15 protein-coding genes and 1 pseudogene are annotated in these 16,162 nt (G+C 63.3%); 12 read left to right on the top strand and 4 right to left on the bottom strand.

Annotated elements, in window-relative coordinates; all coding sequences use genetic code 11:
- The first annotated feature begins 145 nt into the window (after positions 1-145).
- The 4 genes from R0V12_RS07745 (at position 146) to R0V12_RS07730 (ending at position 5,456) form a co-directional block, all read left to right on the top strand.
- The gene (locus tag R0V12_RS07745; RefSeq protein ID WP_320072437.1) at positions 146-2,104 is read left to right on the top strand and encodes an exonuclease domain-containing protein; all 1,959 of its coding nucleotides are present in this window, start codon (positions 146-148) and stop codon (positions 2,102-2,104) included.
- Positions 2,105-2,869: 765 nt separating this feature from the next.
- Positions 2,870-3,706: a MetQ/NlpA family ABC transporter substrate-binding protein gene (locus R0V12_RS07740; RefSeq protein WP_320072436.1), complete on the top strand. Its 837-nt coding sequence runs from the start codon at positions 2,870-2,872 to the stop codon at positions 3,704-3,706.
- 22 nt (positions 3,707-3,728) lie between these two features.
- Entirely contained in the window at positions 3,729-4,769 is a 1,041-nt protein-coding gene (locus tag R0V12_RS07735) for a methionine ABC transporter ATP-binding protein (protein ID WP_320072435.1), read from the top strand.
- On the top strand, positions 4,770-5,456 hold the full coding sequence (locus R0V12_RS07730; protein WP_070975750.1) for a methionine ABC transporter permease: 687 nt from the start codon (positions 4,770-4,772) through the stop codon (positions 5,454-5,456).
- Positions 5,457-5,483: 27 nt separating this feature from the next.
- On the opposite strand, the gene R0V12_RS07725 is transcribed toward R0V12_RS07730, so the two are convergent.
- Both R0V12_RS07725 and arsB read right to left on the bottom strand, forming a co-directional pair.
- Positions 5,484-5,900: an arsenate-mycothiol transferase ArsC gene (locus R0V12_RS07725; RefSeq protein WP_070477457.1), complete on the bottom strand. Its 417-nt coding sequence runs from the start codon at positions 5,898-5,900 to the stop codon at positions 5,484-5,486.
- Positions 5,897-6,982 (bottom strand): ACR3 family arsenite efflux transporter, encoded by a 1,086-nt coding sequence (gene arsB / locus R0V12_RS07720; RefSeq protein WP_320072434.1) that lies wholly within the window; start codon positions 6,980-6,982, stop codon positions 5,897-5,899. The genes R0V12_RS07725 and arsB overlap by 4 nt, the downstream gene beginning before the upstream one ends.
- Before the next feature lie 84 nt (positions 6,983-7,066).
- On the opposite strand from arsB, the gene R0V12_RS07715 reads away from it, so the two are divergent.
- The 6 genes and pseudogenes from R0V12_RS07715 (at position 7,067) to R0V12_RS07690 (ending at position 11,465) form a co-directional block, all read left to right on the top strand.
- Positions 7,067-7,399 (top strand): ArsR/SmtB family transcription factor, encoded by a 333-nt coding sequence (locus tag R0V12_RS07715; protein WP_256006107.1) that lies wholly within the window; start codon positions 7,067-7,069, stop codon positions 7,397-7,399.
- A 41-nt stretch (positions 7,400-7,440) separates the two neighbouring features.
- On the top strand, positions 7,441-8,343 hold the full coding sequence (locus R0V12_RS07710; RefSeq protein WP_320072433.1) for an AEC family transporter: 903 nt from the start codon (positions 7,441-7,443) through the stop codon (positions 8,341-8,343).
- Positions 8,344-8,380: 37 nt separating this feature from the next.
- Positions 8,381-9,369, top strand: a pseudogene (locus R0V12_RS07705) (substrate-binding domain-containing protein).
- On the top strand, positions 9,366-10,412 hold the full coding sequence (locus R0V12_RS07700; RefSeq protein WP_070477446.1) for an ABC transporter permease: 1,047 nt from the start codon (positions 9,366-9,368) through the stop codon (positions 10,410-10,412). The pseudogene R0V12_RS07705 and the gene R0V12_RS07700 overlap by 4 nt, the downstream one beginning before the upstream one ends.
- Complete coding sequence (locus R0V12_RS07695) at positions 10,413-11,171, top strand: ATP-binding cassette domain-containing protein (RefSeq protein ID WP_070477445.1); 759 nt, start codon at positions 10,413-10,415, stop codon at positions 11,169-11,171. It begins immediately after the preceding gene.
- Positions 11,172-11,333: 162 nt separating this feature from the next.
- A complete protein-coding gene (locus R0V12_RS07690; protein ID WP_255365778.1) occupies positions 11,334-11,465 on the top strand; it encodes a hypothetical protein in 132 nt (43 codons plus the stop codon).
- Between the two features lie 118 nt (positions 11,466-11,583).
- Here R0V12_RS07690 and R0V12_RS07685 read toward each other — a convergent pair whose 3' ends face one another.
- Together R0V12_RS07685 and R0V12_RS07680 are read right to left on the bottom strand one after the other, a co-directional pair.
- Positions 11,584-12,825, bottom strand: a complete 1,242-nt coding sequence (locus R0V12_RS07685; protein WP_070477443.1) for an MFS transporter — start codon at positions 12,823-12,825, stop codon at positions 11,584-11,586.
- Positions 12,822-14,474 (bottom strand): ABC-F family ATP-binding cassette domain-containing protein, encoded by a 1,653-nt coding sequence (locus R0V12_RS07680; protein ID WP_413774851.1) that lies wholly within the window; start codon positions 14,472-14,474, stop codon positions 12,822-12,824. Before R0V12_RS07680 ends, R0V12_RS07685 begins: the two co-directional genes overlap by 4 nt.
- 252 nt (positions 14,475-14,726) lie before the next feature.
- On the opposite strand from R0V12_RS07680, the gene R0V12_RS07675 reads away from it, so the two are divergent.
- Together R0V12_RS07675 and R0V12_RS07670 are read left to right on the top strand one after the other, a co-directional pair.
- Entirely contained in the window at positions 14,727-14,864 is a 138-nt protein-coding gene (locus tag R0V12_RS07675; RefSeq protein ID WP_168161606.1) for a hypothetical protein, read from the top strand.
- Between the two features lie 81 nt (positions 14,865-14,945).
- A complete protein-coding gene (locus R0V12_RS07670) occupies positions 14,946-16,160 on the top strand; it encodes an ATP-binding protein (protein ID WP_320072431.1) in 1,215 nt (404 codons plus the stop codon).
- Positions 16,161-16,162: the final 2 nt, after the last annotated feature.

The raw sequence follows: 16,162 nt of genomic DNA, 5'->3' as shown, positions 1-16,162 counted from the left end.
CGGCACAGACGGTGCCGGGCGTTACGCGGCGACCACAACTCCCCCTCCGGTTCCATCGAACATCCGGCCGACTCCGTCCCTGGTGTGTCCGAGGCGTGCCTTATATTTATTGACGCCCCCAACACGGATGGACAAAGGAGCAGGAATGGGCCGGAATGGGTTTGCGGTCGTCGATTTGGAGACGACAGGGCTGAGCAACCAGGACCGCATTGTGGAGATCGGCGTGGTGCTGCTGCGCCCCGATTTCACGGTGGAGCGCACGTGGGAGACCCTGATCCAGCCGGAGCGCGACATTCCGAATAGTTACATCCATAAGATCACGGCGACCGATGTGGTGGATGCACCATTATTTTGCGTCGTCGCTCCGTACCTGGGCTCGCTGCTCAATGGCCGCACGCTGGTGGCGCACAATGCGTCGTTTGAGCACCGCTTCCTGACCAACGAGTTCGCGCGCGCCGGCGCGGAGGACGGCTTGTGCGAGTGGCTGGACACGATGCGGTTGACGAAGCAGTACATGGGCGTGGGCAAGTTAAGTGAAGCGCTGGATATCGCGAGGATTCGGAACCGGTTTGCGCACTCGGCGCTCGCGGACGCCGAGGCGACCGCCGAGCTCCTCCATTACTTGTGCGTGGGCAACGGAGTGGACGTCGAGAAGTATCCGACGGCGACGTTCACCGCCCCCGCAGCCGAGGCCCCGTGCCTCCCCCGCGGCGGCGAGCCCTCCTGGGCGGGGCAGCTTTCGCGCACCTTGCCGACGGCCACCACCAAGAACGAAGCCGACTACCGCGCCGAGCTGACCTGCGCACTTGTGGACCGCGCCATCTCCCGCACCGAGATGCGCCGCCTCGAATCCACCGCCATCGCCGCGGGCCTCAGCGCCGACGACGTCGACGCCATCAACGAGGAGTTTACGCGCCAGCTCGCCGTCGAAGCCTGGGCCGACGGCGTCATCACCGACGAGGAACGCGCCACGCTGCTCGACATCGCCGAGGCGCTCAACGTCGATGCGCAGCTCGTGCGCTCGCTTCTCGACGAGTCCACCTCCGGCCCCACCCCCGCCACCTTCAGCCTGCGCCCAGGCGACCGCGTCGCGTTCACCGGGGCCCTCGACATCCCGCGCGACGTATGGACCGACCGCGCCACCGCCGCCGGCCTCGACGTCGGCGGCGTGACCCGCACGTGCGCCGTCCTTGTTGCGGCGAACCGGGACTCGATGAGCGGGAAAGCGAAGCAAGCACGCGAGAACAACGTGCCGATCATCAGCGAGACCCACTTCGCCCAGCTGCTGACGGCCATGGAGGACTCGACCGAGGACGCACCGGTTGTTGCCCCTGATGCCGCTCCGCCTGTTTCAGCCCCGGAGCAGTTCTCTTGGCTGACCACCGAGCAGTCGCACGCTGTTGGCTCGTCGAGTGCGCGCATCGCCGCCGCATGGATCGAGCAGCACCCGGACCGCCCACTGCACGAGATCGCCGACAACCTCAAACCCCACCACGTCCCCGAGGCGACCGGGCGCGGCATCGACCGTTACCTCGCCATGTGGAGCCTCGAGCACCCGGAGATGCTCAACGCCAGCGCCTACGACCTACTTGACCTGCACGGCGTCGGCCCGAAGCGGTGCAGCCAGCTCGTGGAGATGGTGGTGGACCTCGCCGTCGACGGACTCGAGGAACCGGTTGAGGTGGAGGCGGCGGTTGTTGAGGAGGTCACTCCGGAGATTGTTGCGGAGGCGCAGCCTGCTCCAGCGCCACGCCCTGCAGCCACCGAGCCCCGACCTGCCACCAATGAACTGACACCTGAGGAGCTGCTTGCCGCAGCGTATGCCCCGCTGCACGCACCGGTTCCTGCCCAATCGACACCGTACGATCCCGCGCTAGTCACGCCTGCTACCGCCCCGAAACGACGCTCCAAGTCCGGGAAGGTATTCAAGCGGTCGGTGATCATCACCGTGGTGTCGTTTGTGCTCTTCGGTCTGTGCCTGGAAACGTTCGACCCGGAGGCCGAGTCCTTCATCGCCGGGATGCTCGCTCTGGCCACGTTGGCCGGAATGCTGACAGCGGGGGTCTCGGGCGTGATGGCATTGATCGGCAAGTTGCGGAGATAGAGCGCCAGGCCTTGTGCGTGTCTGATATTCAGTTAGACTTAGCCACGACATGACCTCCACTCATGTCGGCAAAAACGGTTGAACCCCTGCGAGGCCGGTTAACCAACGCAAGGGTTCGGCGAGACTAGCTATCTGGCCAGTCGGTTAACTTGCGGATCAGATCCGCAAGCAGTCTGGCTAGCAGCCCGCCTAAGGCTCGGATTGTGATCTCCTTCATCGCTTTCCGGGCCTTTCGCTTGTCCGGCTGGTTACCGGAATCAGCTTGAGGCATTCATCTCACCCCCTTCCTTACGGTCGAGACCAGCCGCTTCCACAAAGAAGCGCGTCCGCGCCGCCACTCACAGTCCCGCAAATTGCAAAAGCGGGTGCGAAAGCGTTGCAGAAACGGGTACGCCACCCGTGAGCTGCACGTTTACCGCAGCTCTAGGAACGCGCTCGCCACCATGCCGCGCACCCAAAAACAGCAGCGCGAGCCCCCCAAAAAAACTCCAAACTGTAGTAGGTGGATTGTAGTAATCCTCGAAATTCTTTGCGAAAAGCGGAATACTACAATCCTTTTACTCACTTTTAGGCGATCAACCCTAGCCCCCGGCCGCCCAACCCCAGCCCCCGCCCCCAACCTCACCCCACCCCAACCCAGCACAAGCCCAAACCAGACCGCCCCGACCACCTCGCGCCCCAACAAAATAGACCGACCAGTCTTGCAATAACAAACCGAGTGGTTTATTCTTCGGTACAGCTTAAAACATCTTGAAAGGAAACATCGTGCTGAAGAAACTCACTGCCATCACCGCGGCTGCCGCGTTAACGCTTGGCCTCACCGCCTGCTCCGGCGATTCCACCGACGCCTCCGCAACCCCGGACGGCGACTTGCAGACGATCCGTGTCGCTACTTCGCCTGGCCCGTACTCGGAGCTGTTCACGGACGCGGTCGGCCCCATCCTGGAGGGGCAGGGTTACGAAGTGGAGTACCAGTCGTTTACTGACTTGACCCAGGCAGATACTGCACTCAACGAGGGGTCTGCTGACTTGAACGTTGACCAGCACACTGCCTGGTTGAACGTGTTTAATGAGGAAAAGGGTGGCAACCTCGCCTCCATTACTGAGGTGCCGACGGTACCGGCCGGCTTGTACTCCGATAAGTACACGCAGCTCACCGAGGTTGCCGACGGCCACAAGGTTGGCATCCCGCTGGATGGGTCGAACAAGTCCCGCGCGCTGCACCTGCTAGTGGATGCTGGCTGGATCACATTGCAGGACCCGGATGCGACGCTGGTCGCGGAGTCGGATATTAAGGACAACCCCCACAACCTGGAGATTATCTCCATTGATTCGGGCAACCTGTCGCGCACGCTGCCGGACTTTGACTGGGCGGTGATTCCTGGCTCCATGTCGTATTCCGCCGGGTTGGACCCGAAGTTGCAGGTGTTCCAGGAGACGCTGCGTCCGGAGCTGATTCTTGTAGCGGTGACCACCGAGGACAAGAAGGATCAGCCGTGGGCGAAGGCGGTTGCGGACGCGTACCGCTCGGAGGAGTTCAAGCAGTACTTCGACGAGCACAACGAGAACAACTACTGGTTCCTTCCGGATTCTCTGAAGTAGACAAAGCGCTAGAAAGGCTCGCATGACCATCGCAACCGGCAGCGGCAACGCCGTCATATTCGACGGTGTGACCAAGGTGTTCGACACCGGGGACACAAGCTTTACTGCACTCGAGGACATCTCGTTCGCGGTACCCGCGGGCGGGATTTCCGGCGTGGTGGGGACGTCTGGTGCTGGCAAGTCCACGCTGATTCGTACCGTCAATGGGCTGGAGGTGCCGACGTCGGGCTCGGTGTCGGTACTCGGCGAGGAGCCCGCGAAGCTGAACGCGAAGCAGCTGCGTGACCTGCGGCACAAGGTGTCGATGGTGTTCCAGAACTACAACTTGCTAGAGACCAAGACGGTTGCGGAGAATGTGGCCACGCCCCTGCTGTTGTCGAAGACGCCGAAGGCGGAGATCCAGCGCCGTGTCGCGGAGGCCCTCGAAATGGTGGGGCTGGCCGACCGCGCAAGTCACAAGCCACGCCAGCTTTCGGGCGGTCAGCGGCAGCGCGTCGGCATCGCTCGTGCGCTTGTGACCAATCCGAGTATTTTGCTTTGCGACGAGCCCACATCCGCCCTGGATCCGCTCACCACAACACAAATCCTGGAGCTACTCCGAAAGATCAATGCGGAGCTCGGCGTGACCATTTTGCTGATCACACACCAGATGGACGTAGTGGCACGCCTCGCGGATGGAGTTGCGGTGCTATCCGAAGGCCACCTTGTGGAATCGGGCCCCGTCGCCGAGGTGTTCGCCGATCCGCAACACCCGTTGACGCAGCGGTTCGTGGAGACGGTCATCCAGCGCGAGGTCCCTGAGCACGTGCGCGAGACCGTCCGCGAAGGTGGGTTTGACCGCGCGGTGCAGCTCGTCCATACGGGCGGGGCTGCTCAAGAGGTGTTCACGCAGCTCGTTGGCAGGTTTGGTGTGGATGCGCGGCTGCTGGCGTCGTCAAGTACTGAGCTTGCAGCAACCACCGTGGGCACCACCATCGTCGGCTTGCGTGGCGGCGAGACGGGCGGCGCGGTGGCGTGGCTGTCCTCCCTGGAAGGTGTGACTGTGAATGAGGTGGAGGCGTAAATGGAACCGCTGAACTCTTGGTGGCGCGACCTGACGGGCTCGCGCGTGACTCCGTCGATGTACCTCGACTCCTTCGGGGAGACCGTGTACATGGTGGGGGTCGCGCTGTTCATTGGCGCTCTGGTTGGCATTCCGCTGGCGCTGGCGCTGGTAATCACCCGCCCGGGCGGTCTGCGCCCGAACCGGCTGGTGTACGGGGTGCTCAACGTGGTGGTCAACATCATCCGTTCCCTGCCGTTTATCATCTTGCTCGTCGCGATTTCGCCGTTCACCCGCTCTATTGTGGGCACCTCAATAGGCACGACGGCCGCGCTGGTACCGCTCACCCTGTACATCGCCCCGTTCATCGCCCGCCTCATCGAGCAGTCCCTGCTCGAGGTCAACCCCGGTATCACCGAGGCCGCCGAATCGATGGGGGCGAACATGTGGCAGACCATCCGCCACTTCCTCCTGCCGGAGGCGAAATCCTCCATCATCCTCGCGATCACGACGGCAACCGTGGGTCTTATCTCCGCGACCGCGATGGCCGGAACGATTGGCGGTGGCGGCGTGGGCGACCTTGCGATTGCCTACGGCTACCAGCAGTTCGACTCCGTAGCAATGCTCACCACCGTGATCATCCTGATCATCGTGGTGCAGGCCATCCAGTCGCTAGGTAATACACTCGCCCGCCGGGCCCGCGCGTAGCGCCCCAAACCGCTCAAAGCGTGGGATTCAAAGCGTGCGATGCAGCTCGCGCAGGAGGGCGCGCACGCGGGCGTCGATATCGTCGCGTACGAGGCGCATCCGTTCCATGCCTTCGATGCCACGGGTGGACGGCTCGTCGGTGTGCCAGCGTTCCAGGGTGCCGGCGGCGTCGGCTGGCATGTTGAGCTGGGCGGCGTCGCCAATTATTACTACTCGGTCGACTGTGCGCAGCAGTTCTGGGTCGATGGGTTTTGGTGTGCCGCGCGACATGTCGGCACCGAGTTCTGCAATTGCGGCGACGGATTCTTGGTTCAGCTTCGTGCCCGGTTTCGTGCCAGCGGAGAAGACGCTGACCTGGTCGCCTGCGTAGTGTCGCGCAAGCGCCGCCGCCATTTGTGATTTACCGCCGTTGCTGACGCAGACGAACAAGACACTGGGATTCATGAACGGCTCCTTGCAGCTGGCAGGGTGGGATCGCCTGAGAAGAGTCTCTGCCCGATGCCGCGCATGAGGTAGACAAGTCCGACGAGGACGGGGATTTCGATGAGCGGGCCGATCGTACCTGCCAGCGCTTGAGCCGAGGTGGCGCCAAACGTGCCGATCGCCACCGCGATGGCCAACTCGAAGTTGTTGCCCGCGGCGGTAAAGGACACGGAGGCGGATTGGGCGTAGCCCATCCCCGACGCCTTCGACACCACCAGGGCGATCAGGAACATGCCCACGAAGTACCCCAGCAGTGGCAGGGCGACTCGGGCAACGGTCCACGGTTGGGATGTAATCTGATCGCCTTGCAGGGAGAACAGCAGCACGATCGTGTACAGCAGCCCCACGAGCGCAAGCGGGGAAACCGCTGGCAGGAAAGTCTCTTCGTACCACGCACGGCCCTTCACTCGCTCACCGATGATGCGGGAGAGCACTCCGGCAAGTAGCGGGATACCGAGAAACACCAGTACCGCGGTGACGATGGAGAAGAAGGAGAACTCCACAGAGGTGGTCTCCAGGCCCAGCCAGCTCGGCAGGATCTGCAGGTAGAACCATCCGAGCACGCCGAACATGAGCACCTGGAATACTGAGTTGATGGCGACCAGGACGGCCGTGGCTTCCCGGTCGGCGCAGGACAGGTCGGACCACACCAGCACCATGGCGATGCAGCGCGCCAGTCCGACGATGATGAGGCCTGTGCGTAGCTCTGGCTGGTCCGGCAGAAACAGCCAGGCCAGGGCGAACATGAACGCGGGGCCGACGATCCAGTTCAAGATGATGGAGACGGTCATGAGCCGTTTGTCGGTGGCGATCTCGCGGATCTTGTCGTAGCGGACTTTGGCCAGCGGCGGGTACATCATCACCAAAAGGCCCAGCGCGATCGGCAGCGAAATACCGCCGACTTCAAAACGCTCAAGCGTGCTGCGGAGTCCTGGAACGGCGCGGCCCAGCAGCAGACCGAATGCCATCGCCAAGATGATCCACACTGGTAGGAATCTGTCGAGGAACGACATTCGAACGGGGGTCGGCTCTGGGTTGGTCATCTAATCACCTCACATATCGATAACTATCAATATGTGAAAATAGAGGGGCGCATAGACCGCTGTCAATATGAGAAGGTAGAAGTCATGCACGAACAATCCCCCGCCCCAGACTGCTGCTCACTCGGCTCCGGCCCACTCCCCCCAGAAGACGCCGAGCGCTTCGCGGCCCTGTTCAAAGTGCTGGCAGATCCCGCCCGGCTGCGCCTCCTCTCCCGCCTCGCCGCAGAAGGGTGCGAGCCGATGAGCGTGACCGCGCTTACCGAGTATTCCGGGCTCAGCCAACCGACGGTCTCCCACCACCTCAAGAAGCTTGCCGAAGCCGGACTACTCAAAAAGTCCCGGACAGGCCGAACCGTCACGCACGAAATCTGCCCGGCTCCCTTCGCGGAACTGCGCACCGTCCTGCAGATGGACTAGGCGCCAGTTTCACGGGCGCGTAGCCACTACACTCATTCGACATGCTTGACGTTCTGACTGGTTTCGCCATCATCTTCACCGTGATCGCGGCGGGCTGGTGGCTTGCCCAGAAGAAGGTGATCGGCCCGGGCGAGCAGCGGCTGCAGCTCAACCGCATCGCGTTCCATGTGGCAACACCGTCGTTGATTTTTTCATCGGTGGCGGTTTCGGACACGGATGCGTTCTTCTCCCCGGTGATCCTGGTGATCGCAATCGCGACAGTGACCACGATGCTGATCTATTGGACGATCAGTGCGGTGTGGTTCAAGCAGGATGCTGCGGAGACCATGGCGGGGGCGGCGTCGTCGAGTTATTACAACTCGGTCAATATCGGATTGCCCATCGCCACCTATGTGCTGGGGGATCCGACGTACGTGATTCCGGCGCTGGTGTTGCAGATGGCGGTGCTCTCCCCCATCGTGATCGCTGGCCTGGACCGTGGGGCGTCGGGGCTACTGAAGTCGGTCATCGCGGGGTTGAAGGCGCCGGTGGTGGTTGCGGCGTTTGCGGGGTTTGCGGTCTCAGCGTCGTCGTGGACGGTGCCGGAGCCGGTGCTCGCGCCGCTGCAGATTCTGGGTGGCGCGTCCATCCCGATGATTCTTATGAGCTTCGGCGCCTCGCTCACCGGGGAGAAGGTGCTGCAGAGCCAGCGCTTAGCGACGACCACCGCTACCATCCTCAAGCTGATCGGCATGCCGGCCGTGGCGTGGGGCGTGGCGTCGCTTCTGGGCCTGACCGGCTCCGATATGTACGCGGCCCTCATTCTGTGCGCACTGCCGACGGCGCAGAACGTGTACAACTACGCGGCGACGTACCGTTCCGGCGAGGTGATCTGCCGGGACACCGTCTTCCTCACCACGTTCCTTTCGCTACCTGCGATGTTGTTGATCGCGGGGGTGTTCTAGCCTTGACAAACATGGTGCGGTGGATCACACTCATACAATGGCTAAGACACGGACTACATTTTTTGCCGCAGCGCTGATGGCTGCGGCGTTGCTTGTTGGGTGCTCCTCAACAGGCGGCGCACCCCGCTCCGAGAACACTGAAGGGACCGCTGGTGGCGTCGATACGCCGAGGTACGTGGTGGCCATGGTCACGCACGGTGCGCCGGGCGACACCTACTGGGACCTCGTGCGCAAGGGCGCGGAGGACGCGGCGAAGAAGGACAACATCGAGCTGCGCTACTCCTCCGACCCGCAGGCGCCGAACCAGGCGAACCTGGTGCGCTCGGCGGTGGACGCTGGCGTCGACGGCATCGCCGTGACCATGCCGAACGCCGAGGCAATCGGCCCTGCGGCGCGCAACGCTGTCGACCGCGGCATCCCCGTCGTCGGCCTGAACGCCGGTATGGGCAAGTACCAGGACTACGGGATGACCGGCTTCTTCGGCCAGGACGAGTCGGTGGCGGGCAACGCCGCTGGCGAGCGCCTCAAGGAGGAAGGCAAGTCGAACGTCCTGTGCGTCATCCACGAGCAGGGCAACTCCTCCCAGGAAGCGCGCTGCGACGGCGTCCGCAAGGGCCTCGATGGCAACGTCGAACTGCTCTACGTCAACGGCCAGGATTGACGTCCGTGCAGTCCACCATCACCTCGAAACTGTCGCAGGACAAGAGCTTCGACACCGTCTTCGCCCTCCAGGCGCCGGTGGCGATGCGCGCGACGGAGTCCGTGAAGCAGTCCGGGTCCAAGGCGCAGGTCGCCACGTTTGACACCAACGCCGAGCTTGTCGACGCCATCGCCGACGGCCGTGTCGCCTTCGCCGTCGACCAGCAGCCGTACCTGCAGGGCTACCTGGCCGTCGACTCACTGTGGATCGCGAAGCGCAACGGCGGCACCCTAGGCGGCGGCCGCCCCGTCTACACAGGCCCGAGCTTCGTAGATAAGGACAACGTGGACAAGGTCGCCGAGGCAGCGAAGGCGGGCATGCGATGAGCGCGGCAGTGAGCGAAGGGGCGTCGACAAGCGATGACCGGCTACGAACGCACACTGGCTTTTCCAAGCTCATCCGGCGCCCCGAGTTCGCTTCGATGCTGGGCTTCATCGCGATCTTTGCGTTCTTCCTGACCGTCGCCCCCGCGTTCCGCTCCTTTGAGGCGCTCGCGACCACCTTGTACGCGTCCTCGACGCTGGGCATCGTGGCGCTCGCGGTGGGGCTGCTGATGATCGGCGGCGAGTTCGATCTTTCCTCCGGCGTCGCCGTGACCACGGCCGCGTTGGCCGCGACGATGCTGAATTACAACCTGCACCTCAACTCGTGGGTTGGCGCGTTCATGGCGCTCGGGATCTCGCTGGCGATCGGCGCGCTGAACGGCTACCTGGTCACCCGCACGGGCATCGATAGCTTCCTGATTACGCTGGCGGCGTTTTTGATGCTGCAGGGCCTCAACCTAGCGGTGACCAAGCTGGTGACCGGCCAGGTGGCGACACCGATCATCTCCGACATGGAGGGTTTCCCGTCGGCGCACGTGGTGTTCGCGGGCACCTTCGACATTGGCGGCGTCACCTTGAATGTGACGGTGCTGTGGTGGTTGCTGCTCGTCGCGATTGCCTCGTTTGTGCTGTTCCGCACGAAGTTCGGCAACTGGATCACGGCGGTCGGCGGGGACCAAAACGCCGCGCGTGCCGTGGGCGTGCCGGTGCGTCGGGTGAAGATTCTGCTGTTCATGGGCGTGGGCTTCGCGGCCTGGTTCGTGGGCATGCACACCCTGTTCGCCTTCGACTCCATCCAGGCAGGCCAGGGCGTGGGCAACGAGTTTCTCTACATCATCGCTGCCGTCATCGGCGGCTGCGCTATGACGGGCGGGCGCGGCACCGCGGTGGGTACCGCGATCGGCGCGCTGATTTTCGGCCTGACGAACCAGGGCATCGTCTACGCCGGCTGGAACCCTGACTGGTTCAAGTTCTTCCTCGGCGCAACACTGCTGGTCGCCGTGTTTACGAATATGTCCTTCGCTAAGTACACCAAGGGGCGCTAAGTGGCTGTCATTGAACTGAAGAACATCACCAAGTCCTACGGCAGCTTCGATGCGCTGCGCGGGGTGAACCTCGCAGTGTGTGAAGGGGAGGTCACTTGCGTGCTCGGCGACAACGGCGCCGGCAAGTCCACGTTGATCAAGATTCTCGCTGGCCTGCACCAGCCGACCTCGGGCGAAGTGCTTATCGACGGCCAGCCAACCACCTTCACCTCCCCCCGAGATTCGATCGATACCGGCATCGCAACGGTGCACCAGACGCTGGCGATCGTGGATGAGCTCAGCGTGTGGCGCAACTTCTTCCTCGGCCAGGAGCTCACCGGCCGCTTCGGCGTCCTCCGCGACGCCGAGATGAAACGCATCTGCGCCGAGCAGCTGCGCGAGATGGGCATCGACATCCCCGACGTCGAGGTGGACGCCGGGAACCTTTCCGGCGGCCAGCGCCAGGTCGTGGCCATCGCACGCGCGGTGTACTTCGGCGCCCGCGTGCTCATCCTGGACGAGCCGACCGCGGCGCTTGGCGTGAAGCAGTCCGGCGTGGTGCTGCGCTTTGTCGCCGCCGCCCGCGACCGCGGCATCGCCGTCGTCCTGGTCACCCACAACCCGCACCACGCGTTCCTGGTCGGTGACCACTTCACCATTTTGAAGCTGGGCCGCCAGGAGCTCGACGCCCCACGGGCCGAGGTCACCTTGGAGGAGTTGACGCACCAGATGGCTGGCGGCGGGGAGCTCGAGGCGCTGAGCCACGAGCTGGGCCGGTAGCGGTAACGACTTTTTCTGACACGGATCGCTTCGCCCCCGACATCGGCAACGTCACGTGGCGCGACGCCATCGGGGTGCTTGCGGGCCAGCGCACCCTGCTGCCAGACATGGCAGAGGAGGTGTTCGCCCGTAGCCGGGCATGGCTCGTGGACGTGTTTATTTGTGGGTTGCTGGCGCAGGCCGAAGGATCGTCGCCAAGCAACCTCCCCCTCCGCCACCCACTACCGCGACACCGTGTTTTTGACCATCTTCCTGGCGCTGCCGGCCATGCTGCTGATCGCCGAGGTGTTCTAGCTGTACTGACCTCAAACGTTGGTCAATCGTGAAAACCCAGTGCAACCAGCCGCCGAGCTCGCCGCGGTAGCAAAGCGGTGGAGAGGTGTGAGGATGATGTTCGTGTGTCTTAGGTCTCTCATGCCTCGGCCAGCGTCTTCTGCGGCATCTTGAGTTGACCCAGGGCTAGGAGCAGTGCTGCCATGGCCAGTGGCACCAGGCCGGCGGTGATGAACAGAGTCCTGGAGTCGATGAAGCGGCTGAAGAGTCCGGTGAGAGCGATGGACAAAGGCATGAAGGCGATGGAAATGAAGAAGTCGAGGCTGGCGACCCTGCCGAGCATCTCCAAGGGGACGTGCTCTTGGAGCACTGTTCCCCAGATGACCATCCCGATCCCGATCAGCGCCCCGTAGAACGCGAGTCCTGCACCGATGGCCCATGGATTGCTGGTGAGCGCCGGAATGGACAAGAACAGACATCCGAGCGCCCAAACGCCGACCATTGCGGGCAGGAAGCGTTCCGGTGTGCGCCACGACCCCGCCAGCAGGGAGCCCACCAACCCGCCCGCGCCGAGGGCAGCCAGGACGGCCCCGTAGAGAGCAGGTCCATTGTCATGCGAGGAGCGCATAAGAGCGGGTAGGAGGACTTCGAGTGGTCCGGTCACGACCAGTCCCATAACGGCCGCGAACAGGACACTGGAGCGGACCCAGCGTGTGCGGGAAACGTAGCGGAAGCCATCGAGCAGGTCGGTGATCGGTGAGTCGGCCGCAGCGTCAGCATCGGCCTCCGTTTCGGCACGGGTGGGGGTGGGAAGCCGCAGGGCCGCGAGCAGGCCAAGTCCGATTGCTGCTGCGATGAGGTACCCGCCAGCGGCGGGCATGCTTGCGCCGATGACCGCTCCGACGACGGCGGGCGCAAGTGCCTGTCCGACCAAGGGACGGGTGGCGCCTTCGAGGCCGTTGACGGCCATGAGGTCGTCGCTATCCACCAGGACTGGCACCAGTGCCGTGTAGGCGGGGAAGAAGAAGGCGGTTGAAGCGCCAATGATGAATGCGGAGACCGCGAGCATCCAGAAGGTGACAAAGTCGAGGATTGCTGCTGTGGACGTCGCGGTCGCGATGGCGAGGTTCAGGGCGAACACACCCACGATGACGGACTTGTTGGGGATCCGGTCGGCAATTACGCCAGCTGGGAGGGATCCCACAAGCAGGCCGATGCCGCTCCAGGCCACGACACCCGACAGGGTGGCGGGCGTGGCGCCCAGGTCGAGGGTCTGCATGGTCAGGTAGAGGGCCCAGGCGCCCTGGGCGAAGATGGTCAGCACCATCGCTACGAACAACTGGCGGTACGTGGGGATGGTCAAGGGGTGAAGCGGGTTCATAGCATCTCCTTCAAGTCAAGGTTCAGATGGGGCCAGTCGGTAAAGTCGCGGAGCATCTGCCGGTCATGGGTGGCGACGATCACCGCGCAGGAGGCCTGTTGAAGCTCGGTGGTGATGTCGTCGACGAGGTTCGATGACAGATGATTGGTGGGTTCGTCCAGGAGCAGCAGGTCTGGGTCCTGGGCCAGACACATGGCCAGGTGAAGTCGGCGTTGCTGTCCTTGCGACAGGCGCCCCACGGGCGTGTTGGTTGCAGAGGCCTCGAGCAGCCCGAGCGAGCCGAGAGTAGGCGCCTGAGATTGGCGGCCCAGCTTTGTTAGGTACGCCTCGTAGACCTCGTGTGCGGAGCTGGAGTGATCCCAGTCGGAGACCTCTTGAGACAGCAGAGCGATGCGCGCTGTCGGGTTCACTCGCACATGTCCCGTGGTGGGGGCCAGACGCTGTGCAAGAACTGCCAACAAGGTGGACTTTCCCGCGCCGTTTGGTCCGGTGACCACCAACCGGTCACCGCCGTCCACGTCAACCGACACCGGAGTGTCCAACCGGTCCTTCACAGTAACTTCGGTGGCGTTCATGATGCTCTGTCCGGCACGAGTTGTCGAGGCGGGCCACGCTAGACGCAGTGGCGGTGCCGGCACGTCGATCTCATGACGTTCCAGGTCTTCTATACGTCGGTTGAAGGCTTGAACCACTCCAGCAGCGCGTGTGGCGCGTTGGTGCTTGCCTGTGCCCTTGTCAGGTCTCCATCCCCCCTGAGACAGGCGGGAGCGTGCCTCGGCTGCAGCGCGTGTCAGTTCCTTGTGCCGGGCGACCTGGGCGGCGTGGTCCTGTTCCCACACGAGGCGTTCTCGTCGGCGACCTTCAATCCAGCCTTGGTAGCCACCCGAGTAGGTTCGCGGCACGGCATCTCGGGTCGGGTCGAGATCCAGGAAGGTGGTCGCCACATCACACAGCAGGGCGCGGTCGTGACTGACCAGAGCCAGACCACCGGGGTGATCACGCAGTCGTTCGGTTAGGAAGGACAGTCCTGCAGCGTCGAGGTGGTTCGTGGGCTCGTCCAGCAGGAGCAGGTCAGGGGTCGATCCAAGTGCGACGGCAAGCCGGACCCGGTACCGTTGCCCGACCGACAAGGTCGACAGTTTGCGGGCGCGGTCGCTGCAAGCGTCAAAGCCTGCAAGTGCGATGTCCACGCGCCTTTCTGCATCCCAGGCATCCAATAGCGTGGCGGTCTCGAGCGCTGCGGAATAGGCATCGGCCGCGTCGTTTCCTGCGGCGAGTGCTGCGCTCGCCACGTCGAGTGCCTCAAGTGCAGCCCTGGAGGGAGCTGTCGCTTCGGCGATGAGATTGCCGACGGTGCGGTTGCCCTCAGTGGGCATGTCCTGCTTGACCAGGACGAGGGAACCCATCTGGGTCACTACTCCCGAGTCAGGGGTCAGGAGCCCCGCCAAGATATGGAGCAAGGTGGTCTTACCACGGCCGTTGTCGCCGACGATCGCCAGGCGTGAGCCGGCGGAGACGGTGACATCCAGCCCGTTCAGGAGGTGCCTGTCTCCCAAGGTGATGTGGATTGATTCGGCACGGATGTGTGCGACTGGCCCGCGGGGCGTTCCATTCCACACACATGACCGCAAGGTTGGTGTAATTGGCATTTCGTACTCTCAGCTCGTCATGGAGCCGGGCAGCACTAAATGACCGCCCGGCAGATGGCCAGGACGGCAGACGAGAGGTCAGAAGGGGTCCCGCCGCCGTCAGCGGGCGGAACGCAGCTTCATGGAAGCGATGCCTGAATACATGAGGCAGAGCTTACCCAGCGTGGCGGATCCCGACAAATTAATTACAACCTCCGGTCAATACGTCTAGTCCGCTTGACGCACCCGAATGCGGTGGTTCACACTTTGGCAATGAAGAAGTCCAGGAAGGCGGTCGTTTCGGTGTTATGCCTTGTTGTGGCGGTGTTGGGCGAATGCTCGCCGACAGGCGGAGGCGCCATCGCTGGCGGCGGGGAGCTCGAGGCGCTGAGCCACGAACTGGGCCGGTAGCTGCGCGGGCAGCTGCGCGGTTTCAAGTATATCTGAAACTCTTGCCTGTTTTGGAGATAGTTTCCGGTATACTCGAAACTCATGAGAGTCCTGCACCCGAGGCAGCAGTACCTGGATAACCTGCTGGCAGTCACCGATAACGATTTCGTACGCATCATCACCGGCGTGCGCCGCTGCGGGAAGTCGACCCTCCTGGAGTTGTACCGCCGCCACCTGCGCGAGCACGGCACCCCGGAAGACGCCATCATGGTGGTCAACTTCGAGGATCAGGCCAACGCCACACTGCGGAACCCGACCACCTTCCACGACACCGTTACGCAACGGCTCGCACAGGGGCTGCGCTACCTCCACGTTGACGAGGTGCAGGAGCTGAAGGACTGGGCGCGCGTGATCAACTCACTGCGGCTCAACGAGCAGCTGGAGATCTGCGTCACCGGCTCCAACGCCTCCCTGTTCGTTGGCGAGTCGCTGACCTATCTAGCGGGGCGCTACATCGAGATCCCGATGCTGCCACTTTCCCTGGCGGAATTCATGGAGTTCCGCTACCCAGCGGACGCACGCCCTGGGCTTGATCACGCATTTCAGGAGTGGGTCACTATCGGCGGCTTCCCCGCCACGGTGCAGCTCGCGGACCCGGTGGTGATTCGTCAGGCGAACTCCTCCCTCTTCGATTCCATCTTTACCCGCGACATTTCGCTGCGCGGCCAGATCCGCGACACCGACGCTTTCCTACGTGTGGCCCGTTTCCTCTTCGATAATGCAGGTAACCCGGTGTCTACGAATCGCATCGTGGGCCACCTCAAGCACGAGGGGCTCAAGGCGTCGAGCGAGACGGTCGACCGCTACCTCGGCCTGATGTCGGACGCGCACCTTATTTATCAGTGCCGGGACTACGACACGAAGGGCAAGCGATGGCTGAGTACGAACGGTAAGTTCTACTTCGTCGATCCAGGTCTGCGCACAGCCCTGCTGGGCTCTCGCCCTTTCAACTTCGGCCACGACTTGGAAAATATGTTCTACCTGGAGCTTCGCCGCCGCGGCTACCAGGTTTCCACCGGCAAGGTGCCCGGTGGGGAGATCGATTTCATCGCCAATGATGGACAGCGCACACTCTACATCCAGGTGGCGCTCACGGTTACCGAACCCACAACGCTCGCGCGCGAACTCGCGCCGTTCGACACACTGCCCGCCGGATCCCGCTGCATCCTTGTAACGACGGATCGCTTCGCCCCCGACACCGGCAACGTCATGTGGCGCGACGCCATCGAGGTGCTTGCGGGCGGGGCGCTAGACTAACG

The organism is Corynebacterium sp. UMB2355A (genome assembly GCF_033877495.1).
Taxonomy (GTDB): domain Bacteria; phylum Actinomycetota; class Actinomycetes; order Mycobacteriales; family Mycobacteriaceae; genus Corynebacterium; species Corynebacterium pseudogenitalium.
This window is presented reverse-complemented; position numbering and strand designations above follow the sequence as displayed.